Consider the following 22,612-nt stretch of genomic DNA (forward strand, 5'->3'; position numbering starts at 1 on the left):
TCAAGCGAACGGGCGCGACAGCTGTCGCGAGAGGCGACTGGCACCGGGCTTGCTTCCCCTGAGAGGCGAATTATGGAGTTGTGTCCCAATGAAACGTCTGATCGCCTGCTTCGTCTTCTGCGCGCTGCCCCTGACGGCAGGTGCGTCGCCTGAACTTGCCCGCGACTGGGGCACGCGCGCGAGTGCGCTCTATCAGGAGACGGTGAACATGCTGAACAGCGACAGCGATCTTTCTGACGTCCCGGGCAGCTATGAGACCGAAATTGGCCGGTTTGCCCTGACGGCGGGACGACTCGGCAGCTGGATCGATGGATCTGGCGGGCCGTCAGATCTTGGCTGCATCTTTCGCGGCATGGCCGCAGAAGGCGAGAACCAGCTTGCGGCCCTGGAAACGGCTGAAACACCGGCAGGCCGCGAGCAGAGCCTGAAGCGGCTGGCGACCATGTTTTCGGACGCTGAAGCAATAGGCGCGGCGGCTGCCCTTTCGGGCGGTGCCGAGACCCCGCCGACCCTGCATGCGGGTGCAGGCAGCTGCGCCGCAAATACAGAGGCGACACGCGCGGCCCTGCAATAAACATTACAGATGACCCAATCTGGCACACTTATCGTATCTGCATGTTTTTCGGAACGATAGCGGCGTCTCACGCATAGTGTATGCAGGACTTCAGAATGACGTCCCCTGACAGACCAACGCCGTGATCAGAAGGATCACGGCCTGTCCTCCCCCTACGCTTAGCCAGAATGGCTGCGCCCCCAAAAGCCGGACGAGGTTGCAGAATGCACCCCGGCTCCTTTTGGCGTTCTCTCTCCAGAATTTATGGCTTCTCGAACCGCGCCTTGAACGCTTCCGGGTCAAAGAAACGAATGATGCCGGACTGGCTGCCGGTCGCCATCAGGGTCCCATCCTCTGCAAACATACAGACGCGACCATGAACGAAGCCATTATGGACGCCTTCAATCTGGATATCGCAGCACACCCATTCGGTTTCGACGATATTGTGGATGCGTAGCGTATTATCGAGCGAGTTTGCGCCGGCAGGCAGGCCAAGCGCGTGGCTGGTACCTGACGGCACGAAGTCATTGATGATGGCAAGCATGGCGGAATCGATCGGGTGGCCCGTCTTGGAGCGGCCCCAGAGCACGACGCGGCCATCCTTGCTGCTGCCGCCCTCAATTGCGCGGTCCGGTGAATAGCGACCCTGCGCGACCCGCATATCGAGATAATGGTGCAGGTCCACATTGTGTTTGTCGAAGCGCGGCATGGGCGGGCAGTCTTCCGGCCGGGCGACGTCCGGCTTTTCCTGCCATTGCTTTGAGTGTTCGGACTCGCGCTCACCGACGGCGGCATTCACCGTGAAGATCTCGCGGTCCTTGATATGGCCGAGGACGCGCGCCTGGGTGATGTTCTTGCCGACCACGGGTGACCGGACATCGACATCCAGCACATCCGGCGGATTAGCGAAGGAAAGATATTGCGCCGTGGCCCAGATACAGGGGCGGCCTGTCGTGCGCTCCAGCGCTGTGATCGCGGTGCCGAGGCCGACGCCGCCGAACAGGAATTTCTTTCCGGGTGGGCCAACGCAATAGCGTTCCTCAACCGGTAGGTACCAGCGATAGGGGTTGTGGGTCGATTTCAGGTCGATGAAGGGCGCGTCTGTCATGGCGTTGGGCTTTAGCGCAAAATTTGCGGCCATGAAAAGCCGCCTTGAACGTGACGCAGCGTCTAGCGCTCTTTCGGGTCGAGCGCGTCACGCAGGCCGTCGCCGATAAAGTTGAGGCAGAGCAGCGTCGCCGCCATCAGAATGGCCGGCGCCATGAGCAGCCAGGGCTTGTCCTGCATTTCCTTTGCGCCGTTTGAGATCAGCACGCCGAGCGAGGTCAGTGGCTCATTCACGCCGAGGCCGAGAAAAGAGAGGAAGCTTTCTGCCATGATGACGACCGGGATGGTCAGTGTCACATAGACGGCAACCGGTCCGACGACGTTCGGCAGGATGTGGCGGCGGATAATGGCCGGGCCGGAAACGCCCGCGGCGCGGGCGGCCTCGATGAATTCCTTGCCCTTGATGGCGAGGGTCTGGCCCCGCACGATCCGGCTCATTGTCAGCCACTCCACTGCGCCAATGGCGGCGAAGATCAGGATGATGTTGCGGCCGAAAACGGTCAGCAGAAGGATCACGAAGAAGATGAACGGCATGGCGTAGAGCACGTCCACGAACCGCATCATGAGGTTGTCCGTACGCCCGCCAACATAGCCCGCGATCGCGCCCCAGGTGACGCCGATCACCAGCGAAACAAGTGTCGCCACCATGCCGACAGCCATGGAGATACGCAGACCCAGCAGGTTACGCGCGACAAGATCCCTGCCCTGCTCATCCGTGCCGAGCAGGTGCCAGTTATCAAATGTCGGGGCGAGTTCTGTATCGGCCGAAATCTGGCTGTAATCGTGTACCCAGATGAACGGACCGATAGCCGCAAGGAAAATAAGGACGGCAAGCACCCACATCGAAATGACGGCCGCCTTGTTGTTGAACAGGCGCCGCTTGGCATCGTCCCAGAGGGAGCGCCCGCCCATGAGGGCCTGTTCGACCGGATCTTTCCGGCCCGTCATGTCCAGCGTATCAACCATTAGGCCTGGATCCGATTTTTTTGCCGCAGTGGTTTGCGGAATTTTTGGTACATGCAAGGCGCGGCGCCGCAGGAAGCCCGCCGGCTTTCAAGGCGCTGCAACGCAGCAGGTGCCGAAAAGGCCGCGAACCACTGTGGGCACGCCACACTGCCTGCGGATCGCAGCGTCAAGACGCTTGAACGGGCCTTTGCCCGTCCTGCGCGTCTTTCCTCACGCTCCTTTGGCATTGCGTCGCCACCACGCCAAAAAAATCGGATCCAGGCCTTAGTCATATTTCACTTTCGGATCGAGCAGCGCGTAGAGGATGTCGGCGATCAGATTAAGCAGCACGATCAGCGTTGCGTAGATGATCAGCGCCCCCATCACGAGCGTGTAGTCGCGATTGATCGCGCCATCGACAAAGTATGAGCCCATGCCGGGCAGACCGAATATCCGCTCGATCACCAGCGAGCCTGTCATCACACGCGCCATGGCGGGCCCTGCATAGGAAACCAGCGGCAGAATTGCCGACGGCAGGACGTGGCGGCGGATAACCGTGCGTTCCGGCAAGCCCTTGGCGCGTGCCGTCCGGACATGCGGTGAGCGCATCGTCTCGATCGTCGAGGCGCGCATCAGGCGCGAGATGATGGCAATCTGTGGCAAGGCGAGCGTTATGACCGGCAGGGTCATATTATTGAAATTCATCCCGATATTCGGGTATTCGCCGAGCCCGCCCACGGCAAACCAGCCAACACCCAGCGCAAAGGCGAGAATCAGCAAGGGCCCCGTCACGAAGGTCGGAATGGAAATACCGGCCATGGCAAAGCCCATCACCGTATAGTCGCCGGCCGTGTTCTGGCGCAGGCCCGCAAAGACGCCGAGGCCGGTGCCGACGATCAGCGCAACCAGCATGGCGAGCGAGCCGATGGCGAGGCTGACCGGAAGGCCATCTGCGATGAGGTCGTTCACGCTCTTGCCGAGCGTTTTCATGCTCGGGCCGAAATCGCCCTGCAAAACCCCTAGGAGATAGTCGACGAACTGTTTCCAGAGCGGCTGGTCGAGGCCGAACTTCGCCGCAATGGCCGCTTCGGTGGCGGCGTTGAGTTTTCTTTCACCGTCAAACGGGCCGCCTGGGGCAAGCCGCATCATGAAAAAGGCGAGCGCGATGATGAGAAGCAGCGTCGGGATCGCAAAGAGCAACCGACGTAAAACGTACGCCCATGGTATGCGGGAAAGGCTTCGCTGCAGCGCTGACACGTGTTGGAATCTCGTTGTCGTTCGAACAGAAGCGTAAGGCGAGACTTGGCAGTTCGCCGGACGCTTCCTAGGTTCACGCCAGACGAATGCTTGTCAACGCCACATGACACCGAGGTAACCGATGGCCGATATCAGAACCGTAACAGACCATTTTTCTGTTGCGCCGCAGATCACTGAAGACGACGTAGATGCCATTGCTGATGCGGGGTTCAAGACGATTATCGCCAACCGGCCCGATGGTGAGGGCGGCGTCGACCAGCCCCGCATGGGCGCGATCCGGACACGCGCAGAGGAGAAGGGCCTGACCTTTGTCGCCCTGCCCTTTTCCGGCGCACCAACGCCGGAAATCATCGAAAGAATGAACTCGATCCTGTCGGAAGCCCCAGCCCCGGCACTGGCATATTGCCGCACCGGGACACGGTCGATCACTGCATGGGCGCTCTCCCATGGAGGACAGGGCCAGTCTGATGATATCATTGAAGCGGCGGCAGGCGCCGGCTACGACCTGTCAGGTCTCAAGCCCTTGCTATAAGGTGCTTTCAGCGGCGCGGCAGTAAAGATTTGCTCACGATAGATCAGCACCATATGAATTGTGCGTAGAGGAAAGACGTGCGATTCCGGCGCTGAGTAACTTCAAGACGCGCCTGCACGCAGGGGATGCAATTTATGTCCAGGAACTGGCTAGCCGATTTCAAATACGAAGATGGTGCCTGGCTCGTCAAGAAAACGGGTCACCGCGTTCCTGCCACTCGCCAGCTCGCCAATGATGTTTTCACGTGGCTGACCTTTTATACTATGGCGCAGTCCTGGCGAACCTGGCGGCGGGTCACCGGCCACAAACGCCCGACCATCGCCTTCCATCCTGACAAGCCGCGGCCCTGGTATTTCATCTGGCCTGTCATGCACGCCTCTGGCGCCAAGCTTATTTCGGACGTTTCGGAGGCTGACATCGTCTTCCAGTTCGACGATTCCACACACACAGACACGCACACGCCAATCACCAAGCCCGGGGCGCGTCTTGTGAACTTTGGCTGCACCGACATTTCCAAGTCCTGCGTGGCTGAAAGCTGGGAACGCGCAGCAGGCTACAGCCTGAAGGTCGATCCAACGACCTATACCGGGCCCATGGTCGAAAAGTCCGAAAAGAATGCCTGTCATGATGGCAGGATCATTGAAGGCCCTATGGATCCGATCGAGGGCAAGACATATCAGCGCCTGATCGACAATGAGATCGAAGGCGGTCTGGTCGAAGATCTTCGCTGCTGCATCGTTGGCGGCGCCCCGACAGTCGTCTTCCGCAAACGCCGGCCCATATCGCGCCGCTTCCTGAACGAAAATGCCGACGTCATTCTGGATGAGCCGAAAAAATGTTATTCGGCTGATGAAATCGCAGTGGTCAGCCAGTTCGCTGCAGAAATCGGTCTCGAATGGGGCGGGGTCGACGTACTAAGGGATCGAGAGACAGGACGCATCTATATCGTTGATGCAAACAAGACGGATATGGGCCCCCCAGTGGCGCTGAATCTGGGTAACAAGCTGAAGGCGACACGCCGTATGGCGCGCGCTTTCGTCACCGCGTTTGCACCAAAACGGTCCTCTTAGATACGTTCACATTGATAATACGCAAGTTCAGACAAGGGAGTTCGCGTGGGAATTCCATACAATAAAGACATCGAGTTCGAGTACGGCAAGGTCGAGCAGGTCTCGCCGCTGATCCGCCGCGTAATCGCGAATAATCCGGGCCCTTTCACCTTTGTCGGGACCGGCGTCTACATCATCGGGCATGGCAAGGTTGCCGTGATCGACCCCGGCCCTGAACAGTCAGAGCACTTCGACGCGCTGAAAGAAATTCTGAAAAACGAGACAGTTACGCACGTCCTCGTCACGCACGGCCACTCAGACCACTCCCCGCTGGCAAAACCGCTCGCCAACTGGGCAGGCTGCATGACCTATGCAAGGAATTCCGGCGTGCCGACGGCCAAGGGTGAGCTCGGCTCTGCCGACGACCTTGGCTTCATGCCAGACGTGCAGATCGGTGATGGCGACGTCATCTCCGGCCCCGGCTGGACGCTGGACGTGATCGAGACGCCCGGCCACACCTGCAACCATCTCTGCTTTGGTCTGCGCGAAGAAAACGCCTGCCTGACCGGCGATCATATCATGGGCTGGTCGACCACGATTGTCGCGCCGCCTGACGGCAATATGGGCGACTATATGCGCTCGCTCGACAAGATAGAGGAACGCAATTTCGATATTCTGTGGCCGACGCATGGCTCCCCGATCCGCGAAGATGTGAACGGCTTCATTCAGGCCTATCGCAATCACCGTCTCGACCGGGAAGCAGCCATCATCAAGCATCTCGAAGCGGGTGAGACCAACATCCCGAAAATGGTCGAGACCATGTATGCCGACGTCGACAAGCGTCTGCACCCGGCGGCTGCCCTCTCGGTTCTCGGCCATATGCTGAAGCTGGTCGATGAAGGCCGCGTTCAGACGGAAGATTCCAGCCCGACCGTGCGCTCGGAATTTCGCTGGAAAGCGCTCCAGACGGTCAGTTAGGCTTCTGTTGTTCCATCCTTCGACAGGCTCAGGATGAGGCCGGTTCTTCGGCTTGAGGTTTTATCCTCGACTAGAAGCCGAGGTCTTCGGCAATCGATTTAACTTTCTCGACCCGGCCCGGCGCTGTCTTGTTTATCAAGGCCCAATAGCGTTCGACTGTCTCAGGATCGGCCTTCTCAGGCGAGCCGCTGTCGAAGGGCGGATGCGGGTCATATTCGATCGAAAGCTGGATAAATTTCGCATGCTCTTCGCCCCGGATGCGGGACGTTAGCGCAAGTGCGAAGTCGATACCCGAGGTAACACCGCCCCCAGTCAGGCGGTTACGGTCGAGAACGATGCGTTGCTTTGTCGGGATGGCCCCGAAGAAGCCAAGCTGCTCATGCGAGGCCCAGTGCGTTGTGGCCCGATAGCCCTTCAGGAGCCCAGCCGCGCCAAGGACCAGAGAGCCGGTGCAGACGCTGGTCACCCAGTCGGCCTCTCGCGCGACCTGCCGGACCCAGTCGAGGGTCTCGGCGTCCTGCATTACCTCGACCGTTCCAAATCCGCCCGGAATGCAGATGATATCTGCGCTGGCCACTTCAGCGAACGTGTCCGTGGGCAATAGCGAGAAACCGGCATCTGTCGGCACCGGGTCCAGGCTTCGCGAGACGAGATGAATAGTGGTGTTGCCGAGACGCGAAAGCACTTGCGCCGGGCCTGTCAGGTCCAGCTGGGTGACATTCGGAAACAGAAGAAAAGCGACAGATAGCGGCGAAAATTCGGGCATGGTCGGCCCCTCCATGAAATGAGGTTCATGCCCAGGCGCGCGGCTTGCTGGTGCTGCGTTCCCTGATGGTTGCCCATCCAAAGCGCCAGTTGCGCAGCCGTTTCACCCTATCGCGAAACGGCGCCCGCGTCATCTGGGTTCGCGGCGACCCTCTGCGCGGGCCTCGAGCTCATCCATGAAGCTGGAGACGCGCCGGGCATTCATGCCGAGATCTGACAGACCCACACGGCTGATCGAGCGCATATCGACACGTGTGGCGCCCTCAACAGCCTGAATGCGAATGGCGATGTCATCCTTGAAACCATACCAGGTCGAGGTTTCGGTCGCCTCGATCATCGTGCGCTCGACGTCCTCACCCGTTTCAGGGCGTGAGAAGATCTCCCAGCCGCGCGCCTCGGCGATCTCGATCGCCAAGGCTGCAATTTCGCCAGGCGTCTGGTCAAAGTACAAAGGCTCGATCGGGCGGTCATAAGCGGGCGCAACCGTCTCACCATCGACGGTGCGTTCGCTTTCAGCCTCTTCCTGAACTTCGGCGACGCGCCGCCCGCCCATACCAGGCCAGCGACTGTCGGCGGCTTCGTCAATTCTCGGGTCATCTTTGACCGGATTGAGCGCCCCATCACTGCGACGCTGCGCAATGAGCGATTCTGAAAACGCGATCGGTTCGGACCAGTCTGTCTGGATGTCATGAATTGGCGGCAGCGAGGCGGCCTGCCCGCCAAAGCCGACAATGACGCGGAAGCCGACCATCGTGGAAATCAACAGAGCGCCAAGGCCAAGGATCACAGGCTGGGTCCGCGGCGCCTTGATGAAACCGATGATCAGCGCGACAACCGAAAGTCCGATGGAAAAGAAAGCAAGCGGGATACCCCATGCAAGGGTCATCTTGCCGAGACCAAACTGCCAGCCCCACAGACCGAATTTGGCCCCCAGCGCAGCGGCCGCGAACCAGAGGACAGTGAATATCGCGATGCCCAGCGCCGCCGCAGCCAGCTTCAATCGCCAACCGGCACTCTTTGTCTCTGCACTCATACTGGCCTCCCCGACCGGTCTATACTTCAGGCTGCGAGCCTTAGCCCTGCTGTGAGCTTTAGCAAGGGTCTGCGGGACTGCGCAAATTCATGATCAACCCTGCCGGGTCTGGCCGCCATCCACCGGGACAATGGCGCCGGTGAGGAAGCTTGCGCGTTCACTGAGGAGGAAGGCAGCCGCCGCGCCGATCTCCTCCGGCTTGCCGAAACGCTGGAGCGGCACCTCGCGGCGCACCCACTTTTTCCAGGCCTCCCCGCGCTCGCCTTCGACATTCTTTTCCCAGGATCCGCCGGGAAAGATGATGTTGCCCGGCGCGATTGCATTGATGCGCACGCCAGACGGGCCGACGATGCGCGACAGCTCGCGGACGAGGTGGTTCATCGCCGCCTTGCCGGTGCCATAGGTCAGCGGCGAGCCCATGGCCGCCATGCCCGCGATCGACGAGATCATCAGGAGTGCGCCCTGCCCGCGCGGCTCCATCCGGCGAAGGCAGGTCCGGGCGAGCCGGAACGCGCTGTCGAGGTTTTGCTGCATCCCGGCGGTCCAGTTGTCGTCATCGACATCAAAGCCCGGCGGACAGGGATGGATGCCGACATTGGCAACCGCGCCCCAGAGCGGGCCGAAGCCTGTCTCGATGGCCTCGACCATCTCTTCGATGGTCTTGGTGTCGCGAAGATCGCCCGCCCGCGCCCAGAGCCGGTCTTCACCGTACTGACTGGCGAGACGCGCGCGTTCTTCTTCCAGTTTCTCAGCGCCGCGCGCCGCAATTGCGACCCGCGCCCCTTCTTCCAGAAGTGCTTCAACGATACCCAGACCGATGCCGCGGCTAGCGCCCGCGACAAAGACCACCTTGTCTTTCAGTTGAAGGTCCATCGGATCAAGCGGTCGGCAGCTTGTAGTCCCTGAACATCTCGCGAAGCTTCAGCTTGTTGATCTTGCCGGTTGCCCCAAGCGGGATCTCGTCGACAAACTGAACATCGTCCGGCGTCCACCATTTCGCGATCTTGCCTTCAAGCTGTTTCAGAACGTCTTCGCGCGACGGGTTTTCACCCTCTGCCGGCTGAACGATGAGCAGCGGGCGCTCATCCCATTTTGGGTGGTAGATGCCGATGGCGGCGGCGTTGGCGACCTTCGGATGGCCAACGGCGAAGTTCTCGATATCGATGGAGCTGATCCACTCCCCGCCGGACTTGATGACGTCCTTGGCGCGGTCGGTGATCTGCATCGTCGAATGCTCGTCCAGCGTGGCGACATCGCCGGTATCGAACCAGCCATCTTCGTCCACAGCCAGCTCATCCGCCTTGAAGTAGGTTTTGGATATGGCAGGCCCGCGGCACATCAGACGGCCAGAGGTTTGGCCGTCGCGCGGGAGTTCCCTGCCTTCATCGTCGATGATCTTGAGCTCCACACCGAAAGGCGGGCGGCCCTGCTTAAGCTTGAAGGCGATCTGCTCTTCATGTGGCGCATCGATGAGCGCAGCTGGCAGCGCGCCGAGCGTGCCCATTGGCGAGAGTTCCGTCATGCCCCAGGCGTGGAAGACCTGAACGTCATAATTTTCTTCGAAGGCGCGCAGGATCCGCTCCGGCACGGCAGAGCCACCGATGATGACCTTGCGAAGATGCGGCAGTTTCAGATTGTTCTCTTCAAGATAGGTCAGAAGCAAAAGCCAGACCGTCGGCACAGCCGCCGTGATGGTGACTTTCTCCTTATCCAGCAGCTCATAGATGGCTTTGCCCGACATGTCCGCGCCCGGCATGACAAGCTTCGCGCCCGTGGCCGGACACGCAAAGGCGAGACCCCAGGCGTTTGCGTGGAACATCGGGACGACTGGCAGGACGACATCAGCGGCGCCCATGCCGAGCGTATCGACGCCCATCGTGACGTAGGTGTGGAGTACGTTCGAGCGGTGCGAATAGAGCACGCCCTTCGGATTGCCGGTGGTGCCGGACGTATAACAGAGGCCACAGGCGGTCTGCTCGTCGAAATCGCCCCAGACGACGTCGGTCGATTTGCCCTCGATCCAGTCTTCGTAGGAGACAGCGCCCAGCGAGTTTTCCGGAATGTTTTCCGGCGAGGTCAGGACGATGAATTTTTCGATCGACTTGAACTGGCTTTTCGCCGCCTCGACGATGGGCAGGAAAGTCGTATCGAACATCAGGATACGGTCTTCGGCGTGGTTCGCGATCCAGGCGACCTGATCTGGGTGCAGGCGCGGATTGATCGTGTGGAGGATGGCGCCGATGCCCATGGTGCCATACCAGGCTTCCATGTGGCGGGCAGTATTCCAGGCCAGCGTTGCGACACGGTCGCCGAGCTTGATGCCATCAGCCAGAAGCGCGGACGAGACCTGTTTGGCGCGTGTGTGCAGGGTGCGGTAGTTGGTGCGGGTGACGTTGCCTTCGACCTCACGGGTAACGATCTCGCGGTCGCCATGATTGTGGGCGGCATGGTCGAGCACCTTGTCGACGGTCAGTTGCCAGTTCTGCATCAAGCCCTGCATGTTCTCTCCTCCAAGAATTTTTACGGGTTTCCGTTGCGTTGGGTTTCTTCTATGTCCCCGTTTCTTCAACGGCAAGCGATGGCGAGCGAGGTCAAATGTCCCAACTGCATCTAATAGCCAGCGTCCTTCTAGCGGGGATGCTTGCTGCAGCCTGTGGGCAGGCGCCGACGGCAACGACTGACACCGCAGCTTCTGTCGAGAGCGAGGCGGCGACGCGAGCGGCTTACGAAGGCGGGCTGCCCGCAAAGATGGATTGCGTGCGCGAGGCCGGCGGTGTTCTGGTTGCCGCCCATCGCGGCGGCCCTGCTCCGGGCTATCCGGAAAATGCCATCGAGACACTTCAATACGCGCTTGATGCCGGTGCGCCCGTCATGGAGATCGATGTCGCAGAGAGCCGGGACGGCGTTCTCTTCCTGATGCATGATCGCTCACTGACGCGCACGACAACTGGCGAGGGCCCGGTGGCCGATACGGGCTGGGATGAGATTTCGCGCCTGCGCCTCGTCGATAATGAGGGACGGGTCACCGCATTCGCTCCGCCCAAGCTGTCCGATGCGCTGGAATGGGCGGTCCGCACCGGCGCCATCCTGGAGCTCGACCGTAAGGAAACGACAAGCTTCCGTAATATCATAGATGAGGTCCGGGCCGCTGGCGCCGGGGAAAACGTCCTCATCATCACCTATTCAGATCAAGAAGCCTGGCAGGTTGCAGAGCTTGCACCGGGGCTGATGATGACGGCGGGGGTCGGTGACCGCGCACATGAGGCAAGCCTGCTCGAAGGCGGCGTCAACGCCGAACATCTCATCGCCTGGACAGGCACACGCAGGCCAAGCCCCGGCAAATGGCGCGGGCTGGCGTCGAAGGACATCGAGAGCGCATTTGGCACACTTGGGCGCCCCGGCGAGCGGCTCGATGATATCTACTGGCAGGACGGCGACCCATCGGAATACGTATCACTGGTAGAGAATGGCCTGGCGATGATCGCAACTGATGAACCCTACAGGCTGCTCGGGCCAGATGGCCTGCCGCCGGCCATGCTTGATAAGGCCACCAGCTGCCTCAGCTAATTGGGGTCGGGATAAATCCGGGCCACACCCGGCAAAAAAGTCTTCAATATTTTATCTTTGGAAAGAGAATATTCATCATTTCGGGCCATTTAATCCTCAGTAGAAGCCACACAATGATCGAGGGGACACCAGATCATTGCGGGACTGGCGGACCAGGGGGACTCCTATGCAAGCGGCTGTGCTGCGTCGTATTTTCAGATTCGGACCGCTTATTTTTGCGGTCGGGTTCCTGACGCCGCTTGCCGCGCAGCTGATCAAGGCCGCAGGCGCGACACCGCCCTTTGGCATGTCACCGCTGATGACCGGTTTTATGCTCGCCATGCTGATTGCCATTCCGGCGCAGATCAGGGGGCGCTGGGTCTGATGTCGAACCGTGATCTCAACAATCTGACACCGAAAGAACTGGCCCGCATAGAGCGCGATATCGCGCGGCGGCACATCGGAAAGTTTCCCTGGGGTGCTGTGGCTGCCGGCCTCGGTGTCTTCGTGGCCTGGCTTGCGCTCTGGCCGCTCGTCTTCATGGATATCATTCCGGCCTGGGCGGGCTTTATTGCGGCCACCGTGCTGGCTGTGATCGGCTATCTGCCCTCGCATGAGGCGCAGCATGACATTATTGCGCGGCCCGGTTCACGTCTCAGATGGCTGAACGAGCTTGTCGGGCATGTCGCGATCATTCCGCTTGGTCTGCCCTATCTTCTGGCGCGCGCAACGCACGTCCAGCACCACAAATATACGAATGATCCCGACCTCGACCCTGACTATAGCTCCAGAGCCAACGGGCCCCTACATGCCATCTGGAAAGCAATCCAGAACGTTCAGCCCCGCGCCAGGGGCGGCTATAATGCCTATGCCCGCACACTTAAGCGGACGGGTCAGATCGGTATTCTAAAAAACGCGGCAGTTTACCGGCTTTTCTGGTTCATGACGCTGTTCGCGCTGGCCTGGAGCGGTCATGCGATCGAGGCTGTAGCTCTCTGGTGGCTGCCCCACCATGTCGGCTTTATCTACATCCAGTATTACCTGAGCTGGGCCCCGCACCACCCTGCGAACGAAACCAGCCGCTACCGGCATACGCGCAGCTTCCGTGCCGCGCTTGGCAATATCGGCTCGCTCGGCATGCAGTATCATATCGTGCACCACCTCCATCCCCGCATTCCCTTCCTGCGCACGCCTGAGGCCTATTGGGAGATGCGGCCAGTGCTGGAAGCGCAAGGCGCCCGTATCGAGGACCTTTAGGGCCCCCTAAAAAATCCGCCATTGTCAAAAGTTGACGCATGTGTCATTTTCCTTTTCGTGGGGAAAACGCATGGCTGTCGCTTTACGCACTTTATTCAAGTTCGGACCGATCCTGTTCGCATTCGGCTTCCTCGCGCCGCTGATCGCCCAGATCGTGCAGGCGCTTGAAGTCACACCGCCATTCGGTGCCAGTCCGCTGATGTCAGGGCTGATCATTGCCGGCACCCTGGGTCTGGCGGCGCAAGTTCGGGGGCGCTGGATATGAGTGAGTTCGCCTCGAAAAGTGACGCTGAACTGATGCGCATCGAGCGCGACATTGCGCGTCGGCATATCGGGAAATTCCCTTGGCTCGCAGTGGTGTGGGCTCTGACCAATCTCGCTGTCTGGCTAAGTCTCTGGCCGCTCGTCCTGATGGGGGTCATCCCGCTCTGGATGGGTTTTATCATCGCGACGCTGAACGTGATGCTCAGCTATCTGCCTTCGCATGAGGCCCAGCATGATATCATCGCCCTGCCCGGCGCACGGCTGCGCTGGCTGAACGAATTGGTCGGGCATTTGTCCACGATACCGCTCGTGCTGCCCTACCGGGTCGCGAAACTCACCCATCTTGAGCATCACAAGCATGCCAATGACCCTGCGCTGGACCCGGACCATGGCACCAGCGCACGCGGGCCGCTCCACGCCATCTGGACGAGTATCCAGGGCCGGCAGCCGGGCCAGAAGAATGCCTATGGCGACACGCTCATTCGGATTGGCCGGCCCGATGTCGCGCTCGACTTCATTGCTTATGAGCTGATCTTCTACGGCACGCTCTTCACGCTCGCCTGGACTGGTTTTGCGCTTGAGGCTGCTCTTCTCTGGTGGCTGCCGCGTCACATCGCTCGCACCTACATCCAGTATTATTTGAGCTGGGCGCCGCATCACCCGGCCTCCGAACAAGGCCGCTACCGCAACACGCGCAGCTTCCGCTCCATCCTCGGCAATATCGGATCGATGGGTATGCAGTATCATGTGATCCACCACCTGCATCCGCGTATTCCGCTCTATCGGACGCCGAAAGCCTATTGGGAAATGAAGCCCGTCCTCGAAGCGCGCGGCGCACGGGTGGATGAGCTTTAGCCTTCCTATCCCACCAACGCTCGAAACCGTTTGAGTTGACGTTTCCTGCCATCAGGCGTATTTGCCCGCCCCAAGGTGAGAGACGCCTGCCGTTCGCCGGACGACAAGTCCGATGGTGAAGATCTCCGGGGCGAAAGCCTCGTCCTCCCGGAGCTGTCCTTCCCATCAGGGGACCGGTCCAGCGGCAAGGCGAACATCCGCATCATACGCCCGGTCTATCGATGTGAAAGACGAACGGAAGATGTCACACAACATTACGACGAGAGCGCAGGCGAAAGCCCATGCGCGAGAACTACGTGCCGAAGCGGCCCAGCGCGGCGAAAGCCTCAGCCATGCCCGCGCGCTGGAAGCGGTCGCCCACAAACTTGGCTATCGCGACTGGAACACAGCATCCGCACGCCTGTCGAATCAGGCGGATATCCCTATCCAGGTCGGCGAACGCGTGTCCGGCCGTTATCTGAAACAGCCCTTCGCGGGCCGCGTTCACGGCGTGCGAGAGCTTGCGGGCGGCATGGGCTACGAGGTTACTCTACACTTCGACAAGCCGGTGGACGTCGTTGAATTTGATAGCTTTTCCGGATTACGCCAGCGCGTCAGCGCCATGGTGTCGGAAGATGGCATCTCGTGGAGCAAGACCAGCGACGGGGTCCCGCATCTTGTCATCATGCGCGAAAGCGCCGCGTTCGTCTGAACGGGCTGATTGAGGGTGGCGGCCCGCGACAAGGCTGCCACCTGCCCTTCATTAGCCGGTATTGGCCGCGCCCCGTTTTGCCACGGCCCTCTGCCAGAGCAGGAGCAGCGGCGAACCAAGCTCGATCACCATGCCCGCCAGCTGACCCGGATCCCCGGGCCCCACTGTCAGCATGGAGATCAGCCGGCCAAGGCCGCCAATCACAAGCGCGGCACAGATAAAGGCCAGCAGTCTGCCGTGCCGCTCAACTTGCGGGATCGCCCACCAGAGCAGCAGCGTGACCAGTACATACACGCCGGACAGGTAGCGAAACTGGTTGTCCAGCCCCGCCGGAATATCGCCCGCCGGAAGGAAATAGGCCGCCCCGAACCAGAGCCCCATGCCCGCAAAAGCGAGCGGGATCAGCGATAGGACGCCGAGCACGATCTGAAGTCCAAGTTTCATGATGCCCCCCCACGCCACGTCATGCGGCGTTGCATCTTATCTATCAGACGGGAGCGGTAGCGTCAGCGCCTATCTCAAAGCGTCATGGATAGAGTCGCTCCCGGGCCCAGACGCCGTCCTTGCGGGTGAACTTCAGACGATCATGCATGCGGAAGGCCTGGTCCTGCCAGAACTCGATGCTTTGGGGCACAACCCGATACCCGCCCCAATTGTCAGGACGCGGAATATCGTCGCGATCGGCATATTTTTCCTGAAGCGTCTCTATCCGTTCGGCAAAGACACTACGTGACGGCAGTGGCCGTGATTGATCAGAAGCGATGGCGCTGATCCGGCTCGCCTTGGCGCGTGACGCGAAATACTGGTCGGCTTCCTCTGAAGGGACAGAGACGACCTCGCCGCGCACGCGAACCTGGCGGCGCAGTGACTTCCAGTGAAACCCAAGCGCGGCGTGGGGGATGACCTTCAGCTGGTCACCCTTGGCGCTCTCAAAATTGGTGTAGAAGGTAAAGCCTTCAGGTCCGACACTTTTAAGAAGCACCACCCGCACATCGGGACGGCCATGCCCATCCACAGTGGCGAGCGACATGGCGTTCGAGTCGTTGACTTCCTTCTCTCGCGCCGCCGCCATCCACTCGGCAAACAGGACAAGCGGATCTGCTGCATCCGCGATGAGAGGATTGCCTTCGCTGTCGCGCTTATAATCGGCGTCCGTCGGCGTGGGCGGGATGACATTGTGATCGCTCATGGATGTGCTCTCTAAAAAACCTGATCAGGCGAGGATGCCGCCATCAACGCGCAGCACCTGCCCGGTAATGTAATCTGCTTTCCCGGAGGCAAGGAATGCGACAGCATCAGCAATATTCTGCGCGCTGCCCCAGCGGCCCTCCAGGGGGATGACCTTTGCGATGCCGGCCATCGTCTTCTCGCGGTCGACCGCGCCACTTTCAAAGGCGGTGGTCCACATGCCATCGTCGATCACACCCGGCGCAACAGCGTTCACACGCACCCCTGCCCGGCCAAGGTCTATCGACATGTTGCGGGTCATGGAGTTCACAGCGCCCTTGGAAGCCGAATAGGCAATCTGGCCAATGCTCCCGGTGCTGGCCGAGACCGACGAGATGTTCACGACATTGCCTTTGCGCGACTTCAGGCTCTCGGCGAGTGCATCGGTCAGCAGGATAAGATTGCGGACATTGACGTTCAGCGTCATGTCCAGACCGTCCTCTGTCACACGTCCGGCCGGCTCATAAACGCTGACGCCAGCATTGTTCACGAGGATATCGACAGGACCAAGCTGTTCGAGGATGGCTTCGGCCGTCGGCTTCCATCCATCGGAGGATCCAAGGTCGGCATGGATAACGACCGGGTCTCCGGGAAGCTCGGCTGCCAGTTCTTCGAGCGCCTCAACGCTTCGGGCGACCAGCGCGACACGGGCGCCGCCTTCTGCCAGCGTGCGGGCGATCGCCTTGCCGATGCCACGGCTGGCTCCGGTGATGACGGCATTCTTTCCGGAAAAATCATAGGTCATTCTAAATCTCCTCCTCAGTATGGTTTGTTTGAACAAAGCGTATTGCAATCAGCCATCTTGGCAATGAAATGAGCTTGGCGTGACACAGAAGGCCGCGTCGATCATACTGACGCCCAAGTGAAAACAGGATTGAATATGAAAACGCATGCGAAGCTGATTATCGGAATGCTGCTTGCGGGATCTGCGTTCTGGATGCCTGCCGCAGCCGATCAGACCGATGATGGCGAACAGGACAAGGCGCAGGTCGTGCGCGCCTACACCGACGCCTTCAACAGGCAGGACGCCGAAGAGATGGCCGACCTGCTGCATCCAGACATTCAATTGATGGCGATGAGTGGAAACGGGCTCGAGGCGATCAGCTCCGGCAAGAAGGTGATGAAGACGCAGATGCTCGATAATTTCCGCACCGAAACGCCGACGACAACGAGCCTTTCGGACATTCGCGAAACGTCATCTGGCGTCCAGGTAACGGAAACCGCCACCTGGCAGGGCGACGATGGCAAGGAAAAATCGCAATCGATTTCGGTCCTCTACACCGTCACCTCTGACGGCCTGATCCGGCGCATCCAGTATATGGAACCGCAATTGACAGAGCCCTGATCGGCTCTGCCGCGGTCCACCGCGTTGAATCCAGGGGCATAGACTGCGGCATCGCTGCCGGACTGCTTGCCCTTGCTCTCTAAATTCGCCATTGATGCGCGCAAATTCCAGACATCTGCGAGAAGGATACTCCCATGAAAAAGCCCGTCAAAGTTGCCGTCACCGGAGCCGCTGGCCAGATCGGCTATGCGCTTCTTTTCCGCATCGCGGCTGGTGACATGCTTGGTCCAGACCAGCCGGTGGACCTGCACCTTCTTGAAATCACCCCCGCCCTCGGCGCTCTGAACGGCGTTGTGATGGAGCTCAATGACTGCGCCTTCCCACTGCTGAACAATATCGTTGCGACGGATGACCCGAACGTGGCGTTCAAGGATTGCGATTTTGCGCTGCTGGTTGGCGCAATGCCCCGCAAGCAAGGCATGGAGCGCAAGGACCTGCTGTCAGCCAACGGCTCGATCTTCGGACCGCAGGGCAAGGCGATCAATGATCACGCCTCGCGCGATGTGAAGGTTCTCGTTGTTGGCAACCCGGCCAACACCAATGCCCTGATCGCCCAGCAGGCCGCCCCTGACCTCGACCCCAATTGCTTCACCGCAATGGTCCGTCTCGACCATAACCGCGCGATGAGCCAGCTGGCTGAGAAGACCGGCGCCCACAATACCGACATCAAGAAGATGATCATCTGGGGCAACCACTCGGCGACCCAGTATCCGGACCTGCATCACGCGACGATCAAAAGCGAGCCGGCGCTCTCCAAGGTAGATCAGGACTGGTATGACGGCACGTTTATTCCAGAGGTGCAGCAACGCGGTGCGGCGATCATCAAGGCCCGTGGCGCGTCCTCTGCCGCGTCTGCCGCCTCAGCTGCCATCGACCATATGCGCAGCTGGGCGCTCGGCACCGAAGACGGTGACTGGGTCTCCATGGGCATTCCGTCGGATGGCTCCTACGACATCGAGCCAGGCGTTATCTATGGCTACCCGGTGACCTGCAAGGACGGCAAATACACCATCGTTCAGGGCCTCGAGATCAATGAGTTCTCGCGCGCCAAGATGGACGCGACCGAAAAAGAACTGCGCGAAGAGCGCGAAGCGGTAAAGGACCTGCTCGGCTCCTAAGGCCAGCAGCACTTACCCTCAACAAATCGACGGGCAGCCATGTCTCATAATACGTCCGGCCACCTCTTCCGCGTGACCACCTGGGGCGAAAGCCACGGGGCGGCCATCGGGTGCGTGGTTGATGGCTGCCCGCCTAATCTCAAGCTGGATGAAGCCTATGTTCAGGGCTTCCTCGACAAGCGGAAACCCGGAACGAGCCGTTTCGTCACGCAGCGCAAGGAGCCAGATGAGGTCCGCATTCTCTCTGGTGTCTTTGCCGATGACCGGACAGACGGCCAGGTCACGACAGGCACGCCGATCTCGATGATGATCGAGAATGTCGACCAGCGCTCCAAGGACTATTCGGAAATCCGCGACCGCTACCGGCCCGGCCATGCCGACTATGCCTATGACCAGAAATACGGGATCCGCGACTATCGCGGCGGCGGACGGTCGTCAGCGCGCGAAACGGCGATGCGCGTGGCTGCCGGTGCAGTGGCCCGCCGGGTCGTCGGCGACGCCATCACGATCCGCGGCGCAGTCGTCCAGATCGGCCCGCACATGATCAACCCTGAAGCCTGGAATTGGGACGAGACATCGAACAATCCGTTCTGGTGCCCCGATGCCAAGACAGCAGCCAAATGGGAAGCCTTTCTGGACGAGACCCGCAAGTCGGGCTCCAGCGCGGGCGCCGTTGTTGAAGTGCACGCCTCGGGCGTCCCGGCTGGCTGGGGCGCGCCAATCTATGGCAAGCTAGACGCCGAACTTGCCAGCGCGATGATGAGCATCAATGCCGCCAAGGGCGTCGAGATCGGCGCAGGCTTTGCCGCCGCGTCCTATTCCGGCGAAGAGAATGCCGACGAGATGCGCATGGGCAATGAAGGCGTGCGCTTCCTGTCGAACAATAATGGCGGTGTGGCCGGCGGTATCTCGACCGGTCAGGACGTCGTCGTCCGGATCGCGATCAAGCCAACCTCTTCCATCCTGTCGCAGACCCGTTCCGTGACGCGGGACGGCGACGAGGTGGATGTCCGCACCAAGGGCCGTCACGACCCCTGCGTCGGCATCCGCGCGGTGCCTGTCGCAGAAGCGATGATGGCTTGCGTGCTCGCAGATGCGAAGCTCCGGCATCAAGGGCAGATGGGGTAACCGCCCCCTCAAATTCGCTGAACATCTTGGCTGCCGCCTCCCCGCCGAAAGGTGGGGTCCATGACGGCTGGGTGGTCTGCTCTCAACCGCCATGGGTCCCAGCTTTCGCTGGGATGGCGGTTAACGAGCGGTTCTTCAAGAAAGTAAGATTACCCCACAAACGCCTTCTCGATCACGAATTCAGCTGGCGCGGCGTTGGAGCCCTCTGTCAGGCCTGCCTCCTGCATCAGCTCTTTCATTTCCAGCGTCATCGGCATGGAGCCGCAGATCATGGCGCGGTCCGTGGACGGGTCCATCGGCGGCAGGTCGAGGCTTTTGTAAAGCTCACCGGAGCGGATGAGGTCGGTTGGCCGGCCCATACGGTCTGACTTTTCCTGCGTGCAGGAGGTGAACAGCTTCAGCTTGCCGTGCACCATTTCGCCAACCAGCGGATCGTTGACGAGGTCCTCGACCAGTTTGGTGGAGTATTGAAGCTCTCCGTTCTGGCGGCAGGTGTGGGTGACGATGACGTCCTCGAACTTCTCATAGGTTTCAGGATCGCGCACCAGACTGGCGAAAGGCGCAAAGCCCGTACCGGTGGAGAACATGTAGAGACGCTTGCCCGGCGTCAGTGCGTCCAGCACCAGCGTGCCGGTCGGCTTCTTGCCGAGAAGGACCTTGTCGCCCGGCTGAATCTTCTGAAGGCGCGAGGTCAGCGGCCCGTCAGGCACCTTGATGGAATAAAACTCCAGCGAGTCGTCCCAGGCTGGAGACGCCACAGAATAGGCGCGCAGGAGCGGTTTACCGTTCTCGCGCGGCAGGCCGATCATCACAAACTCACCCGACCGGAAGCGGAAGCTTTGCGGGCGGGTGATCCGGAAGGAAAACAGCCGGTCGGTATAGTGTTCAACCGACAGGACGGTTTCCTCGGTCGGCGCGTTCGGATTGACGCGTGGCGCGGCAGATTGCTGGCTGGCAGTCGTCATAGTCTGATCCCGATAATCACTGGTCGCTGCGTGACATGACGGTGGAGAGGCAAATGTGCAAGCGCCGGAACGGTCGCATTAGCAGAACTAAATAGGGAAAGGCAGGCGCAGCGATGACGCTGGCCTGCCTTTCGAAGGGCGGATCGCGCTGGTCTAACAGCGCAGTCCGGCTATGGAATTATCGGTGCTATTCGGCGCCGACGACCCAGTAGCGCTCAACCTTGTAATAGTCGAAGGCGGCGTCGCGGGCCGCTGCACCGTCATCCTTGGTGAGCTCTTCAAGGCTATGGGCAGGCGCATTCTTCAGCTGCTCTTCGGTAAAGGGCACGATGTAGCCGCCCTTGTCTTTTTCATAGTCGAGGGAGGACCATGGAATGGGGTGGAATTTCTCGCCAAGGCCGAGGAAACCGCCAAAGCCGACGACAGCGAACATGATATTCGTGTCGAGCTTGTTCAGCATGACGTCCTCGATCTCACCGATCTTGTCGCCGTTGGTGGAGTAGACGTTTGTTCCGATCACGCGGGAGGCGCGGATGGCTGTTGTATGTCCTTTTGGTGTAGGCATGGCAGTTCCTTTCTGTTGGTTGCGCGAAGCATTCTGCTTCTGCCTCAACAACAAGATGCCAGGCCGTCTGGTTCCTCTCAGTTTTCCTGCAGACCGGTAACTTCGCGCCAGTGCTGGCGGCAAAGGGACTGGTAATGATCCTTGTCGATATCGACCTGCTGGCCCTCTGTCTGGGGCTGGCCAGCCTCATCAACGCGGGCCGTCATCGTGGCCTTCTTTCCGCAATGGCAGATGGTGCGGATTTCGCGCAGGCTGTCGGCGATACCCAACAGCTCCGCCGAGCCGTCAAAGAGCTTGCCCTGGAAGTCTGTTCGAAGGCCGTAGCAGAGCACCGGGATGGAAAGCCGGTCGGCCACGCTGGAGAGCTCCCAGACCTGATCGCGGGTGAGAAACTGTGCCTCATCGAGAAGGATCGCACTGAGCGGCGTGCTGGCATGGGCCGCCGCGATGGCATCGAACAGATCGACATCTTCTGCAAACCGGTGCGCGTCCGCCGAAAGACCGATGCGCGAACTGATCCTGGCGAGGTCGCTGTCGCCCGCCTTGGTGTGGTGCGACGTCCAGAGCATGACGGTCATCCCGCGCTCGCGGTAGTTATGCGCCGACTGGAGCAGGATCGTCGACTTGCCGGCATTCATTGCCGAATAGGTGAAATAGAGCTTTGCCAAGACCTCGTGTCTCCTCTGGATTCCGGGCGCATCCGATCAGCAAAAGGCCTGGCGCGATTCCACATCTGGCCGGAAATCATTCATCAGGCGTCTCGATATCTTCGGTCAGGAAATGGCGGGCCTGCTTGTCCTCAACTTCCAGAACCCAGAGGTCGAGGTCACGGCCCCGCGCGCGTCTGACATAGTCGTCGGCCTCGGCTTCTGTTTCGCCGACCCCCTGAAGCCTGACATCGGAAAAGATGCGTTCTCCGTCCATACTCGTTCGCGGCACATAGACACGCGCGCCGCCGGACAGGTCGGCGACCTTGACCATGACGTCCCCGCGCTCACGATCTCCCTTCTGGACCACGAAACAGCTCGCGCCTGCGACCTGTGCGCGGCGCACCAGGGCGTCGACCCAGAGCCATGTTGGCAATCGTTCTTCCAGCAAATTCCTCGCCCCTCAGATGACCGGCATGTCGCTTGCAACGCGTTGATCAGACCGAGACCCTAACGCGCGAAGCCAGGCCACACCATGATCCAATTCCTTGCCACAGCAGCTTCCGCAATCCAGTCATCTGGCGACAAGCTCACTGGCAGCGTCACTGCGCTTTCGCTTGGTGGCAAGGACGTCCTTTCGGCACGAGCGCTTGAAGCGACCGGGTCCAGCGTGCTGCCGCTTGAAGTGGTTCTCATCCTGATCGGCGCGATGCTGGTCAGCGGATTTGCGCTGCTGCTTCGAGAGACGCGCATCGAACGCAAGTCTTCCTCAGACCACTGATATC

28 protein-coding genes and 1 riboswitch are annotated in these 22,612 nt (G+C 60.3%); of the genes, 14 read left to right on the top strand and 14 right to left on the bottom strand.

Going from position 1 to position 22,612, the window contains the following annotated elements; translation table 11 throughout:
• Positions 1 to 88: 88 nt before the first annotated feature.
• Entirely contained in the window at positions 89 to 574 is a 486-nt protein-coding gene (locus F550_RS0106030) for a hypothetical protein (protein ID WP_018147633.1), read from the top strand.
• Between the two features lie 241 nt (positions 575 to 815).
• On the opposite strand, the gene F550_RS0106035 is transcribed toward F550_RS0106030, so the two are convergent.
• From F550_RS0106035 to F550_RS0106045, 3 genes are all read right to left on the bottom strand, one after another.
• Entirely contained in the window at positions 816 to 1,694 is an 879-nt protein-coding gene (locus F550_RS0106035; protein WP_018147634.1) for an acyl-CoA thioesterase, read from the bottom strand.
• Positions 1,695 to 1,723: 29 nt separating this feature from the next.
• Positions 1,724 to 2,626, bottom strand: a complete 903-nt coding sequence (locus F550_RS0106040) for an ABC transporter permease (protein ID WP_018147635.1) — start codon at positions 2,624 to 2,626, stop codon at positions 1,724 to 1,726.
• A 264-nt stretch (positions 2,627 to 2,890) separates the two neighbouring features.
• Positions 2,891 to 3,862, bottom strand: coding sequence for an ABC transporter permease (locus F550_RS0106045; protein ID WP_156807838.1), 972 nt, complete (start codon positions 3,860 to 3,862; stop codon positions 2,891 to 2,893).
• Positions 3,863 to 3,983: 121 nt separating this feature from the next.
• Between F550_RS0106045 and F550_RS0106050 the strand changes: the two genes are divergently transcribed.
• The 3 genes from F550_RS0106050 (at position 3,984) to F550_RS0106060 (ending at position 6,421) form a co-directional block, all read left to right on the top strand.
• Positions 3,984 to 4,394, top strand: a complete 411-nt coding sequence (locus tag F550_RS0106050) for a TIGR01244 family sulfur transferase (RefSeq protein WP_018147637.1) — start codon at positions 3,984 to 3,986, stop codon at positions 4,392 to 4,394.
• A gap of 134 nt (positions 4,395 to 4,528) precedes the next feature.
• Positions 4,529 to 5,464: a hypothetical protein gene (locus tag F550_RS0106055; RefSeq protein ID WP_018147638.1), complete on the top strand. Its 936-nt coding sequence runs from the start codon at positions 4,529 to 4,531 to the stop codon at positions 5,462 to 5,464.
• Between the two features lie 45 nt (positions 5,465 to 5,509).
• The gene (locus F550_RS0106060; RefSeq protein ID WP_018147639.1) at positions 5,510 to 6,421 is read left to right on the top strand and encodes an MBL fold metallo-hydrolase; all 912 of its coding nucleotides are present in this window, start codon (positions 5,510 to 5,512) and stop codon (positions 6,419 to 6,421) included.
• Between the two features lie 70 nt (positions 6,422 to 6,491).
• Here F550_RS0106060 and F550_RS0106065 read toward each other — a convergent pair whose 3' ends face one another.
• From F550_RS0106065 to F550_RS0106080, 4 genes are all read right to left on the bottom strand, one after another.
• Positions 6,492 to 7,187 carry a DJ-1/PfpI family protein gene (locus F550_RS0106065; RefSeq protein WP_040500829.1) on the bottom strand — a complete coding sequence of 232 codons (696 nt, stop codon included), beginning with the start codon at positions 7,185 to 7,187 and terminating at the stop codon, positions 6,492 to 6,494.
• Positions 7,188 to 7,209: 22 nt separating this feature from the next.
• Positions 7,210 to 7,290, bottom strand: a riboswitch (ZMP/ZTP riboswitch).
• A gap of 26 nt (positions 7,291 to 7,316) precedes the next feature.
• Positions 7,317 to 8,219, bottom strand: coding sequence for a DUF1499 domain-containing protein (locus F550_RS0106070; protein WP_083910926.1), 903 nt, complete (start codon positions 8,217 to 8,219; stop codon positions 7,317 to 7,319).
• 93 nt (positions 8,220 to 8,312) lie between these two features.
• Positions 8,313 to 9,092, bottom strand: coding sequence for an SDR family NAD(P)-dependent oxidoreductase (locus F550_RS0106075; protein WP_018147642.1), 780 nt, complete (start codon positions 9,090 to 9,092; stop codon positions 8,313 to 8,315).
• Positions 9,093 to 9,096: 4 nt separating this feature from the next.
• Positions 9,097 to 10,719 (bottom strand): long-chain-fatty-acid--CoA ligase, encoded by a 1,623-nt coding sequence (locus F550_RS0106080; RefSeq protein ID WP_018147643.1) that lies wholly within the window; start codon positions 10,717 to 10,719, stop codon positions 9,097 to 9,099.
• 95 nt (positions 10,720 to 10,814) lie between these two features.
• Between F550_RS0106080 and F550_RS0106085 the strand changes: the two genes are divergently transcribed.
• From F550_RS0106085 to F550_RS0106110, 6 genes are all read left to right on the top strand, one after another.
• Positions 10,815 to 11,786: a glycerophosphodiester phosphodiesterase family protein gene (locus F550_RS0106085; RefSeq protein WP_233349001.1), complete on the top strand. Its 972-nt coding sequence runs from the start codon at positions 10,815 to 10,817 to the stop codon at positions 11,784 to 11,786.
• Between the two features lie 166 nt (positions 11,787 to 11,952).
• The gene (locus F550_RS0106090; protein WP_018147645.1) at positions 11,953 to 12,150 is read left to right on the top strand and encodes a hypothetical protein; all 198 of its coding nucleotides are present in this window, start codon (positions 11,953 to 11,955) and stop codon (positions 12,148 to 12,150) included.
• On the top strand, positions 12,150 to 13,022 hold the full coding sequence (locus F550_RS0106095) for a fatty acid desaturase (RefSeq protein WP_018147646.1): 873 nt from the start codon (positions 12,150 to 12,152) through the stop codon (positions 13,020 to 13,022). The genes F550_RS0106090 and F550_RS0106095 overlap by 1 nt, the downstream gene beginning before the upstream one ends.
• Before the next feature lie 70 nt (positions 13,023 to 13,092).
• On the top strand, positions 13,093 to 13,287 hold the full coding sequence (locus F550_RS0106100) for a hypothetical protein (RefSeq protein ID WP_018147647.1): 195 nt from the start codon (positions 13,093 to 13,095) through the stop codon (positions 13,285 to 13,287).
• Positions 13,284 to 14,141, top strand: a complete 858-nt coding sequence (locus tag F550_RS0106105) for a fatty acid desaturase (RefSeq protein WP_018147648.1) — start codon at positions 13,284 to 13,286, stop codon at positions 14,139 to 14,141. Before F550_RS0106100 ends, F550_RS0106105 begins: the two co-directional genes overlap by 4 nt.
• A 241-nt stretch (positions 14,142 to 14,382) precedes the next feature.
• Positions 14,383 to 14,832 carry a glyoxalase superfamily protein gene (locus F550_RS0106110; protein WP_018147649.1) on the top strand — a complete coding sequence of 150 codons (450 nt, stop codon included), beginning with the start codon at positions 14,383 to 14,385 and terminating at the stop codon, positions 14,830 to 14,832.
• Between the two features lie 51 nt (positions 14,833 to 14,883).
• Here F550_RS0106110 and F550_RS0106115 read toward each other — a convergent pair whose 3' ends face one another.
• The 3 genes from F550_RS0106115 to F550_RS0106125 form a co-directional block, all read right to left on the bottom strand.
• Entirely contained in the window at positions 14,884 to 15,276 is a 393-nt protein-coding gene (locus tag F550_RS0106115) for a DUF4345 domain-containing protein (protein ID WP_018147650.1), read from the bottom strand.
• An 82-nt stretch (positions 15,277 to 15,358) separates the two neighbouring features.
• On the bottom strand, positions 15,359 to 16,021 hold the full coding sequence (gene pdxH / locus F550_RS0106120; protein ID WP_018147651.1) for a pyridoxamine 5'-phosphate oxidase: 663 nt from the start codon (positions 16,019 to 16,021) through the stop codon (positions 15,359 to 15,361).
• A gap of 24 nt (positions 16,022 to 16,045) precedes the next feature.
• A complete protein-coding gene (locus F550_RS0106125; protein ID WP_018147652.1) occupies positions 16,046 to 16,804 on the bottom strand; it encodes an SDR family NAD(P)-dependent oxidoreductase in 759 nt (252 codons plus the stop codon).
• Between the two features lie 135 nt (positions 16,805 to 16,939).
• Here F550_RS0106125 and F550_RS0106130 point away from each other — a divergent pair, with 135 nt between their 5' ends.
• From F550_RS0106130 to aroC, 3 genes are all read left to right on the top strand, one after another.
• The gene (locus F550_RS0106130) at positions 16,940 to 17,404 is read left to right on the top strand and encodes a nuclear transport factor 2 family protein (RefSeq protein WP_018147653.1); all 465 of its coding nucleotides are present in this window, start codon (positions 16,940 to 16,942) and stop codon (positions 17,402 to 17,404) included.
• 134 nt (positions 17,405 to 17,538) lie between these two features.
• A complete protein-coding gene (locus F550_RS0106135) occupies positions 17,539 to 18,522 on the top strand; it encodes a malate dehydrogenase (RefSeq protein WP_018147654.1) in 984 nt (327 codons plus the stop codon).
• 39 nt (positions 18,523 to 18,561) lie between these two features.
• Positions 18,562 to 19,650 (top strand): chorismate synthase, encoded by a 1,089-nt coding sequence (gene aroC, locus F550_RS0106140; RefSeq protein ID WP_018147655.1) that lies wholly within the window; start codon positions 18,562 to 18,564, stop codon positions 19,648 to 19,650.
• A gap of 149 nt (positions 19,651 to 19,799) precedes the next feature.
• Here the strand turns inward: aroC and F550_RS0106145 are convergent, their stop codons facing one another.
• The 4 genes from F550_RS0106145 to F550_RS0106160 all read right to left on the bottom strand — a co-directional run bounded on the left by F550_RS0106145 (position 19,800) and on the right by F550_RS0106160 (position 22,263).
• Positions 19,800 to 20,615: a ferredoxin--NADP reductase gene (locus F550_RS0106145; protein WP_018147656.1), complete on the bottom strand. Its 816-nt coding sequence runs from the start codon at positions 20,613 to 20,615 to the stop codon at positions 19,800 to 19,802.
• A gap of 187 nt (positions 20,616 to 20,802) precedes the next feature.
• Positions 20,803 to 21,180 (bottom strand): PRC-barrel domain-containing protein, encoded by a 378-nt coding sequence (locus F550_RS0106150; protein WP_018147657.1) that lies wholly within the window; start codon positions 21,178 to 21,180, stop codon positions 20,803 to 20,805.
• Between the two features lie 77 nt (positions 21,181 to 21,257).
• Entirely contained in the window at positions 21,258 to 21,848 is a 591-nt protein-coding gene (locus F550_RS0106155; protein ID WP_018147658.1) for a thymidine kinase, read from the bottom strand.
• A gap of 76 nt (positions 21,849 to 21,924) precedes the next feature.
• Positions 21,925 to 22,263: a DUF1491 family protein gene (locus F550_RS0106160; RefSeq protein ID WP_018147659.1), complete on the bottom strand. Its 339-nt coding sequence runs from the start codon at positions 22,261 to 22,263 to the stop codon at positions 21,925 to 21,927.
• A 99-nt stretch (positions 22,264 to 22,362) separates the two neighbouring features.
• On the opposite strand from F550_RS0106160, the gene F550_RS0106165 reads away from it, so the two are divergent.
• Positions 22,363 to 22,608, top strand: a complete 246-nt coding sequence (locus tag F550_RS0106165) for a hypothetical protein (RefSeq protein ID WP_018147660.1) — start codon at positions 22,363 to 22,365, stop codon at positions 22,606 to 22,608.
• Positions 22,609 to 22,612 lie beyond the last annotated feature (4 nt).

The sequence above is a fragment of the Henriciella marina DSM 19595 genome, assembly GCF_000376805.1.
Classification (GTDB): domain Bacteria; phylum Pseudomonadota; class Alphaproteobacteria; order Caulobacterales; family Hyphomonadaceae; genus Henriciella; species Henriciella marina.